We start from the raw sequence: 17,481 nt of genomic DNA on the forward strand, positions 1-17,481 counted from the left end.
TTTTCATTGAGTATTACTTGAGCAACTATACTATTTAGATTAGAAACAAAAGAAGCCATCAGGTTAGCATGTAACCTAAACAGCTCCTTGATTATCCTCCAAATAAACGAGCAAAAAAGCCTTTCTTAGTTGATTGGACTTCTTCTTTTGCTTGGTCCAGCTCTAGCTTAAGATTTTCTTGATCCTTCATAGCTTGAAGGGTCAATTGTTGCTGCTGATCCAGTTGTTTGTCTTTCTCAGCAATCTGACGGTCTTTGATACGCATCTGCTCGTCTTTTTCTGATAACTGACGATCCTTGGCTTTCAATTGTTCATAGAGACGAAGAATTTCTGCATTCTTCTCATCAACCAGAATCTCCATCAGTTCACGTTGCTTGACATCTTCACTGACAGGCTCATCTTCAAAAATCGTTTTTTTATAGATTTCTTCTAGCTTAATCAAGCCACTTCTGGTAACGACTGTTACCCCTTTGTCATTTTTATCTGTGTCTTCTTCTGGTAATTCTTTGACACGGTTATTGATTGCTTGGCGAGATAATCCTAAGACCTCTGCAATCTCACTGACGGTCATTTCAATACTCATAATATCCTCTGAAACGTTTTCTAGCTTTTCTTTACTTAAATCTTATCATAAGCTAGAAAAACTGTCAAATTTCCGCTTAATCTAAAGCCTTCAAAAAGGCTAATAAGACTTGAGCAGAGCGACGTCCAGCTTCGATAATAAACTCATCAAAAGAGATGTTTGCTTCATGGTTGGCATTATCACTCATAGCTCGGATGACTAAGACTGGAAGATTAAGAGCATGCGCTGCCTGAGCAATAGCTGCCCCCTCCATCTCAACAGCTAAAACTTCTGGGAAATGGGACTTAATCGCTTCTATCTTGTCATTTCCTGCAACAAAACTATCTCCTGTAGCAATCAAACCAAGATGCCAGTTTTGATTCAATTGAGATAAACTCTCTTGGATTTTGGCAACAAAGGTTTTATCCGATTCAAAATAAAGCGGTTGTTGCGCCATTTGTCCATAAGCATAACCAAAAGCTGTGACATCCACATCATGATAGGCTAATTTGTCAGCAATCACAACATCCCCAACAGCAATACCCTCTGCTACTGCCCCAGCTGAACCTGTATTGATAAGAGCATCCACTTGGAAATGATCAGCCAAAATCGCCACACTCATAGCAGACATGACCTTACCAATTCCACTTTCTACAAGAACGACTTCATGAGAGGCAATGGTTCCTGTGTGATAGGTATTGCCTAAAACAACTTGCTCTTGGGCATTGTCTAGATGCTGGACCAGATAAGCCAGTTCTTCTGGCATAGCTGCAATAATTCCTATTTTCATTTCAATTCCTTTTCTATTACAACAGTTTCATTGCTAAGACAAGCAAAATCAAGAGAAAGATGACTGCAAATAAGATTTTATTCAGTTTAGAATTGAAGACATTTCTCTTGGTGTTTTCAATGCGACGGCTTTTATGAATAGACGGTTCGACCTGAATCTTCAAGGTTTCCTGGCTAAAACCATGATCCTTAGGATTGGCATAACCAAAACGGGAAGAAGAGGTTGGTAAAATTTTTGTCTCCTCATTATCATCTAGCAAAGGAGGACCTGAAATTTTTTCGCCTCTATTAGCCCTTTCAATCATTTCATCCGTTAATAAAGGTTTACCCATATTGACCTCCTCTATTTTTTCTGCAATTCCCAATATTGAACAGCCATAATTGTCTTGGCATCACAGATATGACCTGATTGGATCAATTCCTTGGCTTCTTCTAAGCTCACTTCAAGGACTTCCAAGGTCTCATCGTCATCTTGGGGACGCGGATTTTCTACCCTTGTCAAATCGCTGGCTATGTATAGTTTTAACTTTTCATTACAAAAGCCAATGGCTGAGTAAAAATCGTACAAGAGTTCTAACTTCCCTGTATAAGCTGTTTCTTCCTCTAATTCACGCAGAGCTGCTGCCACAGGGTCTGTATTTTCTCCTACTTCCAATTTTCCTGCTGGAATTTCGTAAGAGACTGCCTCAATGGCTTTGCGGTACTGCTTGACCAAGATCAGTTTTTGCTCATCGGTTACTGCTAAAACACAGACAGCTCCATTGTGAAAAATCAAATCCCGTTGGGCAGTTCCTTTACCTTCTGGTAATTCAACCTGATCTTGGACCAGTTTAAATATTGGTCCTTGATAGATTTCTTTTCGGCTAAGCGTTTTTTCTTCAAATTCCATGATAGGCTCCTACTGATTCTTAGGATGATGAGGAAGACGTGTTGCATATTCATCTTTATTAACCTGACGACCGCGACCAATAGCAATCGCATCCGCTGGCACGTCTTTAGTAATAGTTGAACCAGCCCCAACGAGGGAATTGTCACCAAGTTCTACTGGCGCAATAATGGTTGAATTTGAACCAACAAAGACATTGTTGCCAATGACTGTCTTGTATTTGTTTTTGCCGTCATAGTTGACTGTAATGGTTCCTGCACCAAAATTAACCTTGCTACCCACTTCACAGTTTCCGATATAAGTCAAATGACCAGCCTTGCTATTCTCACCGATAGAAGACCCTTTCACCTCAACAAAGTTTCCAATATGAACTTGGGCACCCAGACTTGAACCTGGACGAATGTGGGCATAAGGACCGACTGTCACACCGTCTGCAACACTACTTTCCTCAATCATAGAATTGGTAATAATCGCTCTTGCTCCGATAGTGCTGGCCACTACATACGTTCCATTTGTCAAAACAGTCTCAGCACCAATTTTCGTTTGCCCCTTCAAGGTAACATTGGCTTCGATTTGAACTTCAGGCGCAATCTCAACATCAATATCAATATAAGTTGCCTCTGGATTGACAAAGCTAACACCGTTGACCATGTGTTTATGATTGATACGACGACGCATGACTGACTCAGCAGTCGCAAGAGCCACACGGTCATTTACACCAAGACTTTCATCAAAATCTTTCAAAGTATAAGCACCAACTTTTTCACCGGCTTCACGGAAAATGCCAATGACATCTGTGATATAGTATTCTCCTTGAGCATTGTTGGTATTGATATTTTTCAAAGCCTCAAACAAACGTTCGTTGTCAAAAACGTATGTTCCAGTGTTGATTTCCTTGATTTGTTTTTCAAAATCTGTGGCATCCTTTTGCTCAACAATACGAAGAACCTCAGCATTGTCATTACGAACAATTCGTCCATAGCCAAAAGGATTATCCGTTTCAGCAGTCAAGATAGTGGCCACATTTTTATGATTGATGTGGAAATCAATCAAGTTTTTCAAACTTTCACCAGTGATTAAAGGAGTATCTCCTGCAATGACCAAGGTGTGACCGGACAAACCTTCTAAGATTGGCTCTGTCATCATAACTGCATGGCCTGTCCCTAACTGTTCAGATTGAGTCACAAATTCTGTCTGTCCAGCCAAGACCTCCTCAACCAATTCTGCCTTGTGTCCGACAACTGTTACTGTCTTTTCAGGTTGGATAGCTCCCACACTACGGAAAACATGTTCCAGCATAGAAATACCCGCAACCTTGTGCAACACTTTTGGCAAATCAGATTTCATGCGAGTCCCTTTACCCGCTGCTAAAATAATGGCAAAATTTGACATAATCTTCTCTTTTCTGTAGAAATTCCCTTTTATTATACCATATTTCAAATCATTCCGCGCCCTTGAATGAAAAAATGCTCCAGAGTCCTTTCCTTAACCCATTTTTTTGATTTTTTTTGATTTTTAGGGTAAAATCATAAGATATGAGAAAACAAATTCATCCACTTATTTTATTTGGTTTTTTTGGGATCATAATTTTCATTTTAATCATCAATCGCCCACTTAATGACAACCAATCCTTTAAAACAAAATCCAACATAGCGCAGATTGAAGCACAGGCTTTGAAACACTTAGACAAACCGATTATTGACCTCTCTGGCTGGCAGCGTCCTGAGGAAATCAACTACGATGCCCTCTCACAAAATATTTCAGGCGCTATTGTTCGTGTTCACAGTGGTGCTCAAACGACAAAAGAAAATGATGCTTCCTTTATCAATGGAATAGACAAGGCCTATAAGAGTCATATCACTGAACTTCAAAAGCGGAATGTCCCAGTTGGGGTCTACGCTTATGTAGCTGGAAAAAGTGTCCAAGAAATGGAAAAGGCCGCCGAAGTTTTCTACAATGCTGCCTCTCCTTACAGCCCTAGTTACTATTGGCTAGACGTAGAAGACAAAACCATGTCCAATATGAACGAGGGTGTTGAAGCCTTTCGAGCAAAACTAGCATCACTAGGTGCTAAAAACATCGGCATCTACGTTGGGGTCTATTTCATGGAAGAACATAGTATTGATACAGGCAAGTTTACCTCTGTTTGGATTCCGTCCTACGGCTCAGACTCAGGATTTTTGGAGAGCAGTCCTAAAACTGATTTAGATTATGATATTCACCAATACACATCTAAAGGAAAAATTGCCGGCTTTGACCACGATTTAGATATCAACGTTATCTCTCCCTTAAAAAATAAAGAAGAAACCTTTCGAAAGCTTTTTTTAAAACCTTAAAAGCATTTGTTTATCATTTGCTTTTTCTTTTTGTGTCTGATTGTGATACAATATAGTAAGGATTTTTTGAAATAGAAATAGTTGGAGGAACTATATGCTCTCATGGTTAGCACGCGTTATTAAAGGGATTGTAATTGCTCTTGGATTTATCCTACCGGGAATTTCCGGAGGGGTTCTAGCAGCAATCTTAGGAATCTATGAACAAATGATTGGCTTTCTGGCCCATCCCTTTAAAGACCTTAAAGAAAATGTTTTGTACTTTATTCCAGTTGCCATCGGTATGCTTCTGGGAATCGGCTTATTTTCCTACCCGATTGAATACCTGCTTGAAAATTATCAGGTCTTTGTATTATGGAGCTTTGCGGGAGCTATTATCGGTACAGTTCCTAGCCTCCTCAAAGAATCAACTCGAGAATCTGACCGAGACAAGATTGATTTAGCTTGGTTATGGACAACCTTTATCATTTCTGGATTAGGACTCTATGCCTTAAATTTTGTCGTTGGAACCTTAAGCGCCAGCTTTCTTAACTTCGTCCTAGCAGGCGCACTATTGGCCCTTGGCGTCTTGGTTCCTGGCCTCAGCCCATCAAATTTACTTTTGATTTTGGGACTCTATGCTCCTATGTTGACTGGTTTTAAAACTTTTGATCTCTTGGGAACCTTCTTTCCGATTGGAATTGGTGCAGGTGCAACTCTCATCGTTTTTTCAAAATTGATGGATTATGCCTTAAACAACTACCACTCACGCGTCTATCATTTCATCATCGGTATCGTCCTATCAAGTACCCTTTTGATCTTAATTCCAAATGCAGGAAACGCTGAAAGTATCCAATACACTGGCCTTTCTCTTGTTGGGTATGTCATCATCGCCTTCTTCTTTGCGCTGGGAATCTGGCTTGGTATTTGGATGAGCCAATTGGAGGATAAGTATAAATAATGGCAAAAAAAGTAAAAATCAAAAAAACATTGGTGGAACAAATCCTGTCGAAAGCAGGCATCCCACATCAGGGGATTCAAATCAATGCCCTGGAAGGAGAGCTGCCTCAAGGTTATGAACGAGATCAGATTTTCAAAACCTTGGCTCTTTTAGGAGACAAGACAGGACCGATTATTGGAATTGTCCCTATCACTCAGCACTTGTCTGAAAAGAAACTAGCTAAAATTTCTGGCAATAAAAAAGTGAGCATGATTCCACAAAAGGACTTAGAAAAAACAACTGGTTACATTCATGGAGCCAATAATCCTGTCGGAATTCGTCAGAAACACAATTATCACATTTTTATCGATAAAATTGCTCTAGATTTGGATCGAATGATTGTCTCTGCAGGCGAAGTCGGACACAGCATTATCGTCGCGCCACAAGACTTGGCTAGCTTTGTAAAGGCAGACTTTGTAGATATTTTGGAGGACATCAAGTAATGAAACTCTACTTTGTCCGCCACGGTCGTACCCTCTGGAACCAAGAAGGTCGTTTTCAAGGTGCTAGCGGTGATTCTCCTCTTCTTCCTGAATCCATTGAAACCCTAAAACGACTTGGCCAGTATCTCAAGGAAATTCCTTTTGATCAGATTTATTCAAGTGATTTACCTCGAGCGGTCAAATCTGCTGAGATTATCCAAAGTCAACTCCATACCCCCTGTTCTTTAGAAATCGTTCCTAATCTCCGTGAATGGCAACTTGGGAAGTTAGAAGGTTTGAAAATTGCAACCCTGGAAGCTATTTACCCGCAACAAATCCAGGCTTTTCGTTCAAATCTTGCTCAATTTGACACTCGAATGTTCGGAGCCGAATCCCTCTATAGTACAACTCAGCGGACCATCCAATTTATCAAATCATTAAAAGATAGTCCAGCTGAGCGTATTCTAATTGTCGGACACGGCGCCAATCTTACTGCCAGTCTTCGTACTCTCCTAGGCTATAAAGAACCACTTCTTCGTAAAGATGGCGGTCTAGCAAATGCCAGCCTGACCATTATAGAAACCCATGATTTTGAAACATTCACTCTCAATACTTGGAATGATACTTCTTATCAATCATAATTATAGCCTAGCCTTCTGAACTAGAACCATAGGAGATATAGTCAGTTGAAACAAAAATAAGACAAAAGAACCTTGTAAAAAGGTATTGCAACTTGCCAATACCTTTTTGATATGAACACGTGTCTTCTCAACAGGATTGTAGAGCAAAATGAAATAAGAACTGAATAATATGATTTGAGAATTTAAATCAATTTATAAGAATGTTTTAGAAGCAGTTATGTACTATTTCAGATTCACTTTTCTATACTAAGATGAGTAGGGAGGAAAAGGTAAAAGTTTATGCCCAAACTCTTCACATAAGAACTCTAGCTTACCCATTCTATGGAATCTTGCATTATCCATTAAAACTTCCAGACTCATACTCTTCTAAAATCTATTCAAACCACGTCAGCTTCACATTATATATGTTGATGACCTCACAAGTTTTATCTACAACCTCAAAGCTGTTCTTTGAGCAGCCTACAGCTAGCTTCCTAGTTTAATCTTTGCTTTTCACTGAGTATCAAGTTAAAAAAATGAGGCTGGTCAAAAAGTCTTTAAAATCAAAAAACGCATATTATCAGGTGTTAAATGAACTGCCCCCCAAAAATTAGACAGAAAAAATCTAACTTTTTTGGGGGGGTTATTATGAAATTAAGTTATGATGATAAAGTTCAGATCTATGAACTTAGAAAACAAGGATATAGCTTAGAGAAACTTTCAAATAAATTTGAGATAAACAATTCTAATATTAGGTACATGATTAAATTGATTGATCGTTAATGTTGGAACAGGCATTCAAAGAGAAGCACTATGAGAATACGATTCTCCATAGTGACCAAGGCTGGCAATACCAACACGATTCTTATCATCGATTCCTAGAGAGTAAGGGAATTCAAGCATCTATGTCACGAAAGGGAAACAGCCAAGACAACGGTATGATGGAATCTTTCTTTGGTATTTTAAAATCCGAAATGTTTTATGGCTATGAGAAAACATTTAAATCACTTAATCAATTGGAACAAGCCATTATAGACTATATTGATTATTACAACAATAAGAGAATTAAGATAAAACTAAAAGGACTTAGCTCTGTGCAATACAGAACTAAATCCTTCGGATAAATTAATTGTCTAACTTTTGGGAGGGCAGTACAAACCTTGTACTATGCGTTTTATTGTGGGAATGTTTGCTTCATTTTTTCCTGAAGTCGAGTTTTTTCCCTGACTCATTGATTTGGACTATTCGTTTGATGTACTACTGCTTGAGCTTGAATCTCCACCACCGATATATTGGGTAAAGATATTTTGGAAGGCTTGGTCCTTAACCTTGATATTGGCTGCTTGCAATTCTTTTCCGATAATGCTTTGAACAAATGTTGAATCATTTTGTTTTTGAGTCAAGATAACAGTTTTTAATTTTTCTTTGTAGTCATCAATATTAGATGATTTTTCTGTTTTCTTAGTGAGTTTTACAATGTAATATTGGCTACTGTAGGCTTGTGTGCCAGTTGCTGTAATCACATCAGAAACACCATCCACATCTAAAGCGAAAGCGGCTTTTTTGACTTGCTCAGGTACTTCTGTTGAAGCAGAATCAAAGGTAATTTCTCCACCATTTTCTTTTGTTTTTTCATCAGTTGAATTATCTTTGGCTAATTGAGCAAAATCAGCACCTTCTGCCTTGGCTTTTTCGAGAACTTCTTTGGCCTTATCTTCATTATTAAGACGGATGATTTGAGCCGTTACATCTGGAGTGTACTCATCAAAGGCTTTCTTATAGGCTTCATCTGTCAATTCAGCTTCTGCTACCTTCTTAACTGCCAACTCAACTAATTTACTTGTACGAATTTGAGCTTTACGTGTTTCAAGAGTCATACCTGCTTGTGACAAGACACGTTGGTAGTTTTCGCCATATTGTTTTTTTTCTTCGGCAATAGTATCATCAACCTCTTTATCATCAAGCTCTGAGCCATATTGTTTTTCAAAAACTTTTTGGATGGTCATATTTAACAAGACTTGTTGGGCTGAAGGGTTGCTTTTCACTTGCTCATAAAATTGATGTTCTGTGATGACATCCCCTTTCATACTAATAAGGTCTGCCCCTTCTGACCCTTTCGAACAAGCTGCTAAAGTTGCTACTGATAATAGTGTGATGGCACCTGCCAATAGTTTTTTCTTCATGTCTACTCCTTTGAGATAAGTGTTACCCTATCTATTTTACTATTTTTTCTTAAATTTTTCTGAAAATCATTCGCTTTCAGACAGTTGAACATCTGCTACCTTTTTACGAAGCATGAGAATACCATCTCCTAAAGGCACTAATGTTGCGGTGAGTTCTGGATTGTCTAAGGTTGCATCAAATAATTTTTGAAGGCCTCGATAAATGGTTCGCTGACCACGACGGACTTCCATAATATCCTTGGCAACATCACCACCTTGAAAAATATCATCCAAGACAACCACACCACCAACTTCCAAATGTTTGAGGATTTCTGGCAGAAAGACGATGTATTTAGACTTGGCAGAATCCATAAAGACGAAATCATAAGACTCTGTCAGTGTAGATAAGACATCCACCGCATCTCCCTCTAGGAGAGTGATTTGCTTGCGACTGTCAAACTGGGCAAAATTTTCCTTGGCAAAACCAATCATTTCTGGATTACGATCAATAGTTGTAATCTTAGCATTTGGCGCATGTTCAGCCATCAAGAGAGCTGAAAAACCGATAGCCGTCCCAATTTCCAGAATATTTTTAGGCTGCATGGTTTCCATAAGAAAACGGAAATAAGCAACCGTTTCATGGGGAATAATAGGAATATTTTCCTTGCGGGCAAAGTCTTCCAATTCTTTCAAGAAACCTGTGACTTGCTTTTGACGCTGACGCATCAAGTCTACAATTTCTTCTTTGACGACAGGACGACGCATGTTATGGTTAGCATTCTTACTATACGATTCAACCATTTTATGCCAATCCTAATTTTTCAACAAGGGCTTCAAACTCATTTAAACGGCGTTCAAAGACTGCAAAGGCATCGTTGAGGTAGTCTTCCTTCTCCATATCAACACCAGCTTTTCTCATGACATTAAGTGGATAGTCCGACTTACCTGCCTTGAGGTAGTCGATATAGCGGTCACGGTCTTCTTGACTACCATGGACAATTTTTTCAGCCAAGGCTGAGGCGGCCGCAAAGCCAGTTGAATATTGATATACATAGTAGTTATAGTAGAAGTGTGGAATGCGAGCCCACTCGTATTGGATTTCAGGATTGTCTTCCTTACTCAAACCATAATACTCTTGGTTCAAGTCTGCGTAGAGTTTATTTAGGAAATCGCTTGTCAAGACCTCCCCATTTTGATCTGCTTGGTGAATGGCGTGTTCAAACTCAGCAAATTGAGTTTGGCGGAAAACTGTTCCACGGAAACCATCTAGGAAGTTATTGAGAATAGCAAAGCGCGTTGCGTCGTCTTCCACTTCTTCCAATAATTTCTCCGTCAAGATATTTTCATTGGTCGTCGAGGCAATCTCAGCCAAGAAGATCGAATAATCTCCGTAAACATAAGGCTGAGTTTCACGAGTATAGCTTGAGTGCATACTGTGACCAGTCTCATGGACAAGGGTAAAGAGATTGTCCAAATTGTCCTGCCAGTTAAGAAGCATAAAGGCATTGGTGTCGTAAGAACCACCAGAGTAAGCCCCTGAACGCTTGCCTTGATTTTCGTAAACATCAATCCAACGCTCACTAAAGGCACGTTTAACACGGCTCAAGTAATCCTCACCCAAGACTGACAAGGCTTCTTCTGCCTTTTTCAAGGCTTCTTGGTAGGTAAAACTATATTCAACAGATGAAAGCGGTGTGTAGACATCGTACATCTTAAGGTCTGAAATCCCCAAGATTTTTGAACGAAGTTCAAGGTAACGATGCAAGAGTGGCAAATGCTTGCGAACTGCTGCTACCAAATTGTCATAAACACTTTCTGGAACAAAATTCGCTGCGAGGGCTGCATGACGAGCGCTCTTGTAGTTACGAACCTTGGCACGATAGTTTTGGACCTTAACATTGGTTTGCAAGGTTTTGGCATAAGTATGTTGGAATTGTTCATAAGTCGCATAAAGAGCTTGATAGGCACCACGACGCACCTCACGATTTTTAGACTCCATCAAACGTGTGTAGGTCCCATGAGATAGCTGAACTTCCTTACCATCATCGTCGAGGACATAAGGGAACACAATATCCGCATTGTCCAAAATAGCGAAGGTTTCGCTTGCTGAACCAAAGATTTCTCCAGCTCCAGCTAATAATTCTTCTTCGCGTTGTGAAAGAACATGATCCTTTCCTTGCAAAAGCTTGTCAAAATAGTGTTGATAAACCTGCAATTTTGGTTGAGACTCTAAAAAGTCAGCATACTGCTTTTCACTAATTTCCATAAATTCAGGATCATAGAATGAAAAGGCTTGGTCTAGCTGACTATAGAGTGTCATTGCTTTGGCATAGTACTCTTGATACTTAGCTTCACGTGTATCCTGATCATTCTTCATATGAGCATAAACGTAAAGCTTCTCCATCTGGCGTTCCATTTCAAGAGAAAATTCAGTAATTTCGAGTAGGCTATCCGCACTATCCAAGAGATGGCCTTCATACTGGGCTACTGTCTCCAGCTGTTCTGTTAAATCTTTTAAGGCTTCTTCCCAAGCCTGGTCAGTTGGGTAGATCGTTGATAGATCCCATGTATCTTTTTCATTTATTTCGTTTCTTTGTAATACCATTAGATTCCTCCATCCTTTCTATTCTACCATATTTTTCAAGAAATATTGCTGATAAAAGGCTGGTGGATAAAGCTTTTGCCAATCATTTTGAGGATTTTCTTGGTAATAGATTTGAAAATACTGATAATAGCTGGTCAAATCCTTCTCAATTTGGCAAAAATCACCTACTAGTGGTCGAATTTGTGGATACCATTCTTTCAGCCCATAAGTCAGGACATTTTCTCCCTTTTGATAGGCTTCTGCTTGTTCTTTCATCCAAATGGGATTTTGATAGTACAGTTGTTGCCGGATATAACAACAGATGTCCTTATCCTCAGAAACTGTAAAATGAGATATTTTTTGTTTCTTATAGGGAAAACGTAATATCTCCAGTAGACTACCTTGACCACAGGGAAATTCCTTGATTTGATAATGGAGTTTACCTCGAAGATCCTGGTGTATGAGATATTTAAGCCTTAAAATCTGCTTTCCCTTGTCTACTTCCCAAACATAAAAGCCCATGTTTTGACTAAAATAGAGAAAACCTTGTTGCAGACGAGTCAAACGCTCCTTGAGCCAAAGTTTTTCTCCCAGTAGCCACAGTACTTGGTAACCCTGGCTACGATAACCCTCACTGCGCTCTTTAAGAACTTTTTGTGGCAAGGGACTACATTGAACCTCTAAAGCTAGATTGCCATTTACAAACACATCCGCAATCTGTTTAAGTTCTGGAAGCAGGTATTCTAATTGAACCTCTGAATCTTTTTTCAACCAGTGATAAAGTGATTCCTTATTGGCCAGATGTTCTGAACTTTCATTTTCAGAGGAATAATCACAGTCTTTTAAGGATTTATGGGCAAAATGGGTCCGTACACTTGGTCCTTGACGCAAACGAAGCTGACCTCCACAAGCTGGGCAGGTGTATGCTTGCTTCTCAAGCTTATCCTCTAACACATTTACCAATTTTCCCCTAGCATCTCTCGCAACAAACATGATTTCCCTCCTTTTCTATATTATTCGTAAAAAAGAAAAAAGATCAGGAAAATTCCTAATCTTCATTCATTTTTATTTGATTTTCTTGGCTAGCATGGTCGCAAAGCGTAGTTGAATACGATTGCCATTTTCATCGCGACGGTGCAAATGGCCTGGATTTTCATTGTACTTAACCAATTCCCAATCCTTGTAATAGTCTGCCAATTCCCCTTCTTTAAAGGTGAATGGGAAGTTCACTGAGCAAGGATAATCCTCCGTGTCCATAGCACAAACGATAAGATTATAGCCACCAACACTGGTTTTATCCTGCATATTTTGAATAATAGCTGGAATGCAGTCTGCTTGTAGAAACATGAGAACAACAGTTGATACGATAAAATCATATTCTTGCCCAATGCTAGCTGAATTGATATCGTAAAGACCAACAGTCATGTCCAGATCTTCTTGCTCCACAATACTTTGCAAGATTTCAAGGGTCAGGTCATTTTGATCTACAGCCGTCACATCAAAACCTTGCTGGGCTAGAAAAAGAGAATTGCGCCCCTGACCACAACCCAAATCCAAAGCTTTCCCTGGTTTTACTGTCTGCATGGCCTCTAGAACCTCTGAATGAAAAGGATTGGTATTGTATTTCTTAGGGAAATAATCCTCAGGTTTACAATAAAATTCCAAGTACCATTCCACATCATCTGTGGCAGCTTCCACTCGGTGCCAGACTTGTGGTTGTGCCATGGGATTATCTGCCCCTGCTTCAAAGAGGTGTTCAGCTAGAACTTCCCCTTCTTCTGTCAATTCAATAAACTTGAGAGCTCCCTTCAAGACAGTAATTTTCCCCAAGTCCCAACTTTTGTATTGTGCTTTTGCTGAACAGCTTCAGGCATGGTTTCTTTAGTCTACAAAGGCATGCGTTTATAGGCAACTAATTTTTCCATTTTCAATTCCTCTTTTTATCGCTGATTAACAGCTTTCATCACGCGCGCGATGTCGCGGTTTTGCTCACGACGTTTGATAGACTCTCTCTTATCGTAGTCATGCTTCCCTTTAGCTAAACCTAAAAGAAGCTTGGCATAACCGTCTTTGATATAGACTTTAAGAGGAACCAGGGTCATTCCTGTCCCTTTAGTCTCTTGTTCCAACTTTTGGATTTGCTTTTTATGGAGCAGGAGTTTACGACGACGTTCTGGTTCTTGGTTCCAGATATTGCCCTCTTCGTAAGGAGCGATATGGACATTGCTCAACCAGACCTCTCCATTTTTTACTTGGGCAAAGCCATCCTTGAGATTGATTCGAGCAGCTCGTACACTCTTGATTTCAGTTCCAGTCAGAACCATCCCTGCCTCTAGCGTATCTATGATTGTATAGTCGTGGCGCGCCTTTTTATTTTGTGCGACGACCTTTCCCTCGCCCTTTGCCATGCTTGGCTCCTTTCTTAGCTACTTCCTTGTAAAAAGGTTTCTTTCCTTTTTTCTTCTTGTCTTTTTGTGAATGCTTGCGCTTATCATTTGAGCGTCCTGATTTTCTCTTATCTTCCTTCTTATCTGAACGACGATTTGAACCACGCCCTCTGTCACTACGATTAGACTGTTTTAAGCCTTTTTCAATCACATCAAACTCACTTGGGATGTAAGAGAAGTCAATTTCACCCGTCATCTTGTCGGCTCTTTCAACTCGGATACGGATTTGCTGACCTACACGGAAAGTTGTTCCTGATTTCTCCCCACGAAGAGTCAAATCACGCTCATTGAAATGATAAAATTCAGGTAGATTTGTGATGTGAATCAAGCCTTCAACTGTGTTTGGCAATTCAACAAAGAGACCAAACTTGACAATGCTGGACACAACCGCATCGTACTCTTCGCCCACGTATTCTTCCATATACTCAGCCTTTTTCATGGCTTCGACTTCACGCTCAGCCTCAATGGCACGACGTTCACGGTTGGAAGACTGGGTCGCAATCTCTGGAATCACTTGCTCAAAATGCTCTGCTATTTCCTTAGAACGGCCGTAATCACGAATCATACGGTGAACAAGAAGGTCTGGATAACGACGAATCGGACTAGTAAAGTGAGTATAATAGTCAGCCGCAAGTCCATAATGCCCGTGATTATACTCCGAATAACGAGCCTGCTGCATGGAGCGAAGAAGCATCATGGACAATACATCTGCATAAGGTTCCCCCTCAACTGCTCGCATAATATCTTGAAGTGCCTCTTGACTCATTTCACTAGCAGTCCCATAGATTCGAATACCGAAACTCGAAGCATAATCAATAAACTTCTGAACCTTTTCAGCCTTAGGCTCCTCGTGAATTCGATAGATAAAAGGTAGGTCCAGCTTGCTGAAATGCTCGGCAACTGTTTCATTGGCCATCAACATAAAAGACTCAATCATCCGCTCGGCAACACCACGCTGACGAAGAACGATATCAACAGGCTTACCTTGTTTATCCACTAAAATCTTGGCTTCATTGGTATCGAAATTGAGGGCTCCACGTTTCACACGCATGTTTTCTAGCCTTTCGTGAAGTTTGGCCATAAGTTCGATACTAGGAACAATTTTCTGATACTCTTGTCTCTTTTCCTCGTCGCTTGCTAGGATATCATTGACATCGCTATAGGTCATCCGATAGCTTGTCTTGATAACCGTTTGTGTGATGGTGTAGTTGACTACACGACCATGTTTATCAATCTCCATAATAGCAGACTGGGTCAGACGGTCAACTTGGGGATTGAGAGAACAGATGCCATTTGATAGTCGTTCTGGAAGCATTGGAACCACACGGTCAGTCACATAGACAGAAGTTGCGCGGTTAAGAGCTTCCTTATCAAGGGCAGACCCCTCGGTCACATAGTAGGAAACATCTGCGATGTGAACACCAAGCTCCAGATTTCCATTTTTCAAGGCCTTGATATGCACCGCATCGTCCAAGTCCTTGGCGTCAGCACCATCGATGGTAAAGATAATCTCATCTCTTAGATCCAGACGACCTTCCGTATCCTTTTTAGACGGAGCATCAGGCACACTTTCTGCTTCCTTGACAACAGCTTCTGGAAACTCGGATACAATGTCCATTGATTCCAAGACCTCAAGAACATCAATTCCGACATCTGTTGAGTGTCCCACCACATCGAGAACACTCGCGACAAAGAAATCATGTTTCTTGCTTGGGTATTTATCGATAAAGACCTTGAGAACTTCTGTTCCCTCCAGTTTAAGGGCTGGTTTCTTAACATAGATGGGTTGGCTGATTTTCTGATTTTTCGAACGGATATAGCCTGCATACTTAGGTTTTTCCTGATCCAGAACGATTTGACCTACAACAGTTGTCAAACTGTGTTCTAAGATATCAATAATTTTTGCTTCTGCTGCTGTTCCCTTATTGCGGTCAGCGACTTTCTTAATCACTACCTCAACGGTATCACCATCAATAGCATAGTTGACATCGTTTTTTCCTACAAAAAGGTCGTCCTCCTCGCCTTCCAGACTAACAAAGCCAAAGCCATTTTTATGGGCATGAAAAATCCCCTTGAGGGTAATCTCATGTTTTTTCTTAATTTCTAATGTCAGACTACCATCTTCTTCAAAGCGTATCTGATGCTTTCTTTCCATTAGGGACAAGGTTTTAATCAACTCACGAAAATCCTTGGAACTATCTTTTCCCAAAGCCTGAGCCAAATCATTAACAGTCACCTTTCCCTTATCTTGTAAATATTCTTTTATTCTATCTTTCATATTTTCTTTCTAGATTTTTTAATTTTCTTTTACTGTAAAACCTTCTCAAACATCCTTTCATACTCAATAAAAATCAAAGAGCAAACTAAAAAGCTAGCCGCAGGTTGCTCAAAACACCGTTTTGAGGTTGTGAATAGAACTGACGAAGTCAGCTCAAAATACTGTTTTGAGATTGCAGATGAAAGCTGACGTGGTTTGAAGAGATTTTTGAAGAATATAAAAACAAAAAGAGGCAAAGACCTAGTCCTGCCCATTATTTTCTTATCTACTTGATAATACCGTCAATGCTAAGGCAATGGCTAGCCAGAAAAAGACTAAAATCCCTGTCAAACGCTGCATCACAGCTTCGAAACCGCGTGCTTTACTGCGTTCAAACAAATCACCTGAGCTGGCATCAAATACATTGCTGGATTGGTTTTTAGTTGGTTGCATGAAAATCGCAATCACAATCACAACAGATAATACTAATAAAATGGTTAATAATAGGTTATACATATCAAACTCCTTACAATCCCTATTATTTTACCATAAAATCTACTTAGATTCAAGATGTAGGGTTACTTTTCTTTCCTTGGGACAATACTTTAAAACCTCAATCTTGTCTGGATGGGTTTTTGAATTTTTACTGGTTAGGTAATTGATACTGCCACAAGAGGAGCATTTGAGATTAATTTTTACTCGCACTAGATTTCCTTTACTTTTATTAGACTTCCTGCAAAACTAGAATCCTAGTTCATGATTGATAATGCCAGCAATCAAATTCATTCGTAAGCCGAAGCGTTTACGATGATTTCGATAGGTTGTTGAAAACATTTTAAACGTTTTTATAGTGAAATGAAATAAGAACAGGACAAATCGATCAAGACAGTCAAATCGATTTCTAACAATGTTTTAGAAGTAGAGGTGTACTATTCTAGTTTCAATCTACTATACTCTGTCAAAAATATTCTCAACCTTGATTCTCTCCTTAGATAGCGCATGGTTACAGGCTTTCTCTTCAGCTGTTAGCGGCTTGAGTTTGCTGGATTTACGTGGAGTTTGTGCTTGAGGATCTATCTTCATGAGCCCTTGATAACCACTGTCAGCCAAGATTTTACCAGCTTGTCCGATATTTCTGCGACTCATTTTGAACAACTTCATATCATGACAATAGTTCACAGTGATCTCCAAAGAAACAATTCTCCCTTGACTTGTGACAATCGCTTGAGCCTTCATAGCGTGGCATTTCTTTTTACCAGAATCATTCGCTAATTCTTTTTTTAGGGCGATTGATTTTTACTTCCGTCGCATCAATCATTACCGTGTCCTCAGAACTGAGAGGAGTTCTTGAAATCGTAACACCACTTTGAACAAGAGTTACTTCAACCCATTGACTCCGACGGATTAAGTTGCTTTCGTGAATACCAAGATCAGCCGCAA

17 protein-coding genes and 5 pseudogenes are annotated in these 17,481 nt (G+C 39.8%); 5 read left to right on the top strand and 17 right to left on the bottom strand.

Annotated features, from left to right (window positions below; translation table 11 throughout):
* Positions 1–91: 91 nt before the first annotated feature.
* The 5 genes from rocS to glmU form a co-directional block, all read right to left on the bottom strand.
* Positions 92–583, bottom strand: a complete 492-nt coding sequence (rocS, locus tag HT736_RS02300; RefSeq protein WP_000021242.1) for a chromosome segregation protein RocS — start codon at positions 581–583, stop codon at positions 92–94.
* Positions 584–659: 76 nt separating this feature from the next.
* A complete protein-coding gene (locus tag HT736_RS02305; RefSeq protein ID WP_050207497.1) occupies positions 660–1,352 on the bottom strand; it encodes a 5'-methylthioadenosine/adenosylhomocysteine nucleosidase in 693 nt (230 codons plus the stop codon).
* A 16-nt stretch (positions 1,353–1,368) separates the two neighbouring features.
* Positions 1,369–1,683: a cell wall synthase accessory phosphoprotein MacP gene (gene macP, locus HT736_RS02310; protein ID WP_000517865.1), complete on the bottom strand. Its 315-nt coding sequence runs from the start codon at positions 1,681–1,683 to the stop codon at positions 1,369–1,371.
* Positions 1,684–1,694: 11 nt separating this feature from the next.
* The gene (locus HT736_RS02315; protein ID WP_050207494.1) at positions 1,695–2,240 is read right to left on the bottom strand and encodes an NUDIX hydrolase; all 546 of its coding nucleotides are present in this window, start codon (positions 2,238–2,240) and stop codon (positions 1,695–1,697) included.
* A gap of 9 nt (positions 2,241–2,249) precedes the next feature.
* Positions 2,250–3,629 carry a bifunctional UDP-N-acetylglucosamine diphosphorylase/glucosamine-1-phosphate N-acetyltransferase GlmU gene (gene glmU / locus HT736_RS02320; protein ID WP_172930706.1) on the bottom strand — a complete coding sequence of 460 codons (1,380 nt, stop codon included), beginning with the start codon at positions 3,627–3,629 and terminating at the stop codon, positions 2,250–2,252.
* 143 nt (positions 3,630–3,772) lie between these two features.
* Here glmU and HT736_RS02325 point away from each other — a divergent pair, with 143 nt between their 5' ends.
* The 4 genes from HT736_RS02325 (at position 3,773) to HT736_RS02340 (ending at position 6,612) form a co-directional block, all read left to right on the top strand.
* Complete coding sequence (locus HT736_RS02325) at positions 3,773–4,573, top strand: glycoside hydrolase family 25 protein (protein ID WP_172930707.1); 801 nt, start codon at positions 3,773–3,775, stop codon at positions 4,571–4,573.
* 94 nt (positions 4,574–4,667) lie between these two features.
* The gene (locus HT736_RS02330; protein WP_172930708.1) at positions 4,668–5,510 is read left to right on the top strand and encodes a DUF368 domain-containing protein; all 843 of its coding nucleotides are present in this window, start codon (positions 4,668–4,670) and stop codon (positions 5,508–5,510) included.
* Positions 5,510–5,992 (top strand): aminoacyl-tRNA deacylase, encoded by a 483-nt coding sequence (locus HT736_RS02335; protein WP_172930709.1) that lies wholly within the window; start codon positions 5,510–5,512, stop codon positions 5,990–5,992. The genes HT736_RS02330 and HT736_RS02335 overlap by 1 nt, the downstream gene beginning before the upstream one ends.
* A complete protein-coding gene (locus tag HT736_RS02340) occupies positions 5,992–6,612 on the top strand; it encodes a histidine phosphatase family protein (protein ID WP_000780813.1) in 621 nt (206 codons plus the stop codon). Before HT736_RS02335 ends, HT736_RS02340 begins: the two co-directional genes overlap by 1 nt.
* 252 nt (positions 6,613–6,864) lie before the next feature.
* Here HT736_RS02340 and HT736_RS02345 read toward each other — a convergent pair.
* A pseudogene (locus HT736_RS02345) lies at positions 6,865–6,960 on the bottom strand (IS630 family transposase); the annotation flags it as partial.
* A gap of 413 nt (positions 6,961–7,373) precedes the next feature.
* Here HT736_RS02345 and HT736_RS02350 point away from each other — a divergent pair.
* A pseudogene (locus HT736_RS02350) lies at positions 7,374–7,715 on the top strand (IS3 family transposase); the annotation flags it as partial.
* 117 nt (positions 7,716–7,832) lie between these two features.
* On the opposite strand, the gene prsA reads toward HT736_RS02350, so the two are convergent.
* The 11 genes and pseudogenes from prsA to HT736_RS02405 all read right to left on the bottom strand — a co-directional run.
* Positions 7,833–8,774, bottom strand: a complete 942-nt coding sequence (gene prsA, locus HT736_RS02355; RefSeq protein ID WP_000727952.1) for a peptidylprolyl isomerase PrsA — start codon at positions 8,772–8,774, stop codon at positions 7,833–7,835.
* Positions 8,775–8,840: 66 nt separating this feature from the next.
* A complete protein-coding gene (locus tag HT736_RS02360) occupies positions 8,841–9,554 on the bottom strand; it encodes an O-methyltransferase (RefSeq protein WP_016397920.1) in 714 nt (237 codons plus the stop codon).
* A 1-nt stretch (position 9,555) separates the two neighbouring features.
* The gene (pepF, locus tag HT736_RS02365; RefSeq protein WP_172930710.1) at positions 9,556–11,358 is read right to left on the bottom strand and encodes an oligoendopeptidase F; all 1,803 of its coding nucleotides are present in this window, start codon (positions 11,356–11,358) and stop codon (positions 9,556–9,558) included.
* An 18-nt stretch (positions 11,359–11,376) separates the two neighbouring features.
* Positions 11,377–12,330: a competence protein CoiA family protein gene (locus HT736_RS02370; protein ID WP_000495916.1), complete on the bottom strand. Its 954-nt coding sequence runs from the start codon at positions 12,328–12,330 to the stop codon at positions 11,377–11,379.
* A gap of 72 nt (positions 12,331–12,402) precedes the next feature.
* Positions 12,403–13,211: pseudogene (gene tehB, locus HT736_RS02375) on the bottom strand (SAM-dependent methyltransferase TehB).
* Between the two features lie 66 nt (positions 13,212–13,277).
* Positions 13,278–13,745 (bottom strand): SsrA-binding protein SmpB, encoded by a 468-nt coding sequence (smpB, locus tag HT736_RS02380; RefSeq protein ID WP_001051744.1) that lies wholly within the window; start codon positions 13,743–13,745, stop codon positions 13,278–13,280.
* Entirely contained in the window at positions 13,708–16,062 is a 2,355-nt protein-coding gene (gene rnr / locus HT736_RS02385) for a ribonuclease R (RefSeq protein WP_023937384.1), read from the bottom strand. The genes smpB and rnr overlap by 38 nt, the downstream gene beginning before the upstream one ends.
* Before the next feature lie 261 nt (positions 16,063–16,323).
* Positions 16,324–16,557: a preprotein translocase subunit SecG gene (gene secG / locus HT736_RS02390; protein WP_000282517.1), complete on the bottom strand. Its 234-nt coding sequence runs from the start codon at positions 16,555–16,557 to the stop codon at positions 16,324–16,326.
* Positions 16,558–16,596: 39 nt separating this feature from the next.
* Entirely contained in the window at positions 16,597–16,746 is a 150-nt protein-coding gene (gene rpmG, locus HT736_RS02395) for a 50S ribosomal protein L33 (RefSeq protein WP_001809104.1), read from the bottom strand.
* Positions 16,747–16,782: 36 nt separating this feature from the next.
* A pseudogene (locus HT736_RS02400) lies at positions 16,783–16,890 on the bottom strand (IS5/IS1182 family transposase); the annotation flags it as partial.
* Between the two features lie 102 nt (positions 16,891–16,992).
* Positions 16,993–17,481: pseudogene (locus HT736_RS02405) on the bottom strand (transposase family protein); the annotation flags it as partial.

Origin of the sequence: Streptococcus sp. 339 (assembly GCF_013277285.1) — a bacterium.
Classification (GTDB): domain Bacteria; phylum Bacillota; class Bacilli; order Lactobacillales; family Streptococcaceae; genus Streptococcus; species Streptococcus pseudopneumoniae.

Coding starts and splice junctions, on each gene's coding strand:
- rocS (WP_000021242.1), bottom strand. CDS start 583: ATGAGTATTGAAATGACCGTCAGTGAGATTGCAGAGGTCTTAGGATTA.
- HT736_RS02305 (WP_050207497.1), bottom strand. CDS start 1,352: ATGAAAATAGGAATTATTGCAGCTATGCCAGAAGAACTGGCTTATCTG.
- macP (WP_000517865.1), bottom strand. CDS start 1,683: ATGGGTAAACCTTTATTAACGGATGAAATGATTGAAAGGGCTAATAGA.
- HT736_RS02315 (WP_050207494.1), bottom strand. CDS start 2,240: ATGGAATTTGAAGAAAAAACGCTTAGCCGAAAAGAAATCTATCAAGGA.
- glmU (WP_172930706.1), bottom strand. CDS start 3,629: ATGTCAAATTTTGCCATTATTTTAGCAGCGGGTAAAGGGACTCGCATG.
- HT736_RS02325 (WP_172930707.1), top strand. CDS start 3,773: ATGAGAAAACAAATTCATCCACTTATTTTATTTGGTTTTTTTGGGATC.
- HT736_RS02330 (WP_172930708.1), top strand. CDS start 4,668: ATGCTCTCATGGTTAGCACGCGTTATTAAAGGGATTGTAATTGCTCTT.
- HT736_RS02335 (WP_172930709.1), top strand. CDS start 5,510: ATGGCAAAAAAAGTAAAAATCAAAAAAACATTGGTGGAACAAATCCTG.
- HT736_RS02340 (WP_000780813.1), top strand. CDS start 5,992: ATGAAACTCTACTTTGTCCGCCACGGTCGTACCCTCTGGAACCAAGAA.
- prsA (WP_000727952.1), bottom strand. CDS start 8,774: ATGAAGAAAAAACTATTGGCAGGTGCCATCACACTATTATCAGTAGCA.
- HT736_RS02360 (WP_016397920.1), bottom strand. CDS start 9,554: ATGGTTGAATCGTATAGTAAGAATGCTAACCATAACATGCGTCGTCCT.
- pepF (WP_172930710.1), bottom strand. CDS start 11,358: ATGGTATTACAAAGAAACGAAATAAATGAAAAAGATACATGGGATCTA.
- HT736_RS02370 (WP_000495916.1), bottom strand. CDS start 12,330: ATGTTTGTTGCGAGAGATGCTAGGGGAAAATTGGTAAATGTGTTAGAG.
- smpB (WP_001051744.1), bottom strand. CDS start 13,745: ATGGCAAAGGGCGAGGGAAAGGTCGTCGCACAAAATAAAAAGGCGCGC.
- rnr (WP_023937384.1), bottom strand. CDS start 16,062: ATGAAAGATAGAATAAAAGAATATTTACAAGATAAGGGAAAGGTGACT.
- secG (WP_000282517.1), bottom strand. CDS start 16,557: ATGTATAACCTATTATTAACCATTTTATTAGTATTATCTGTTGTGATT.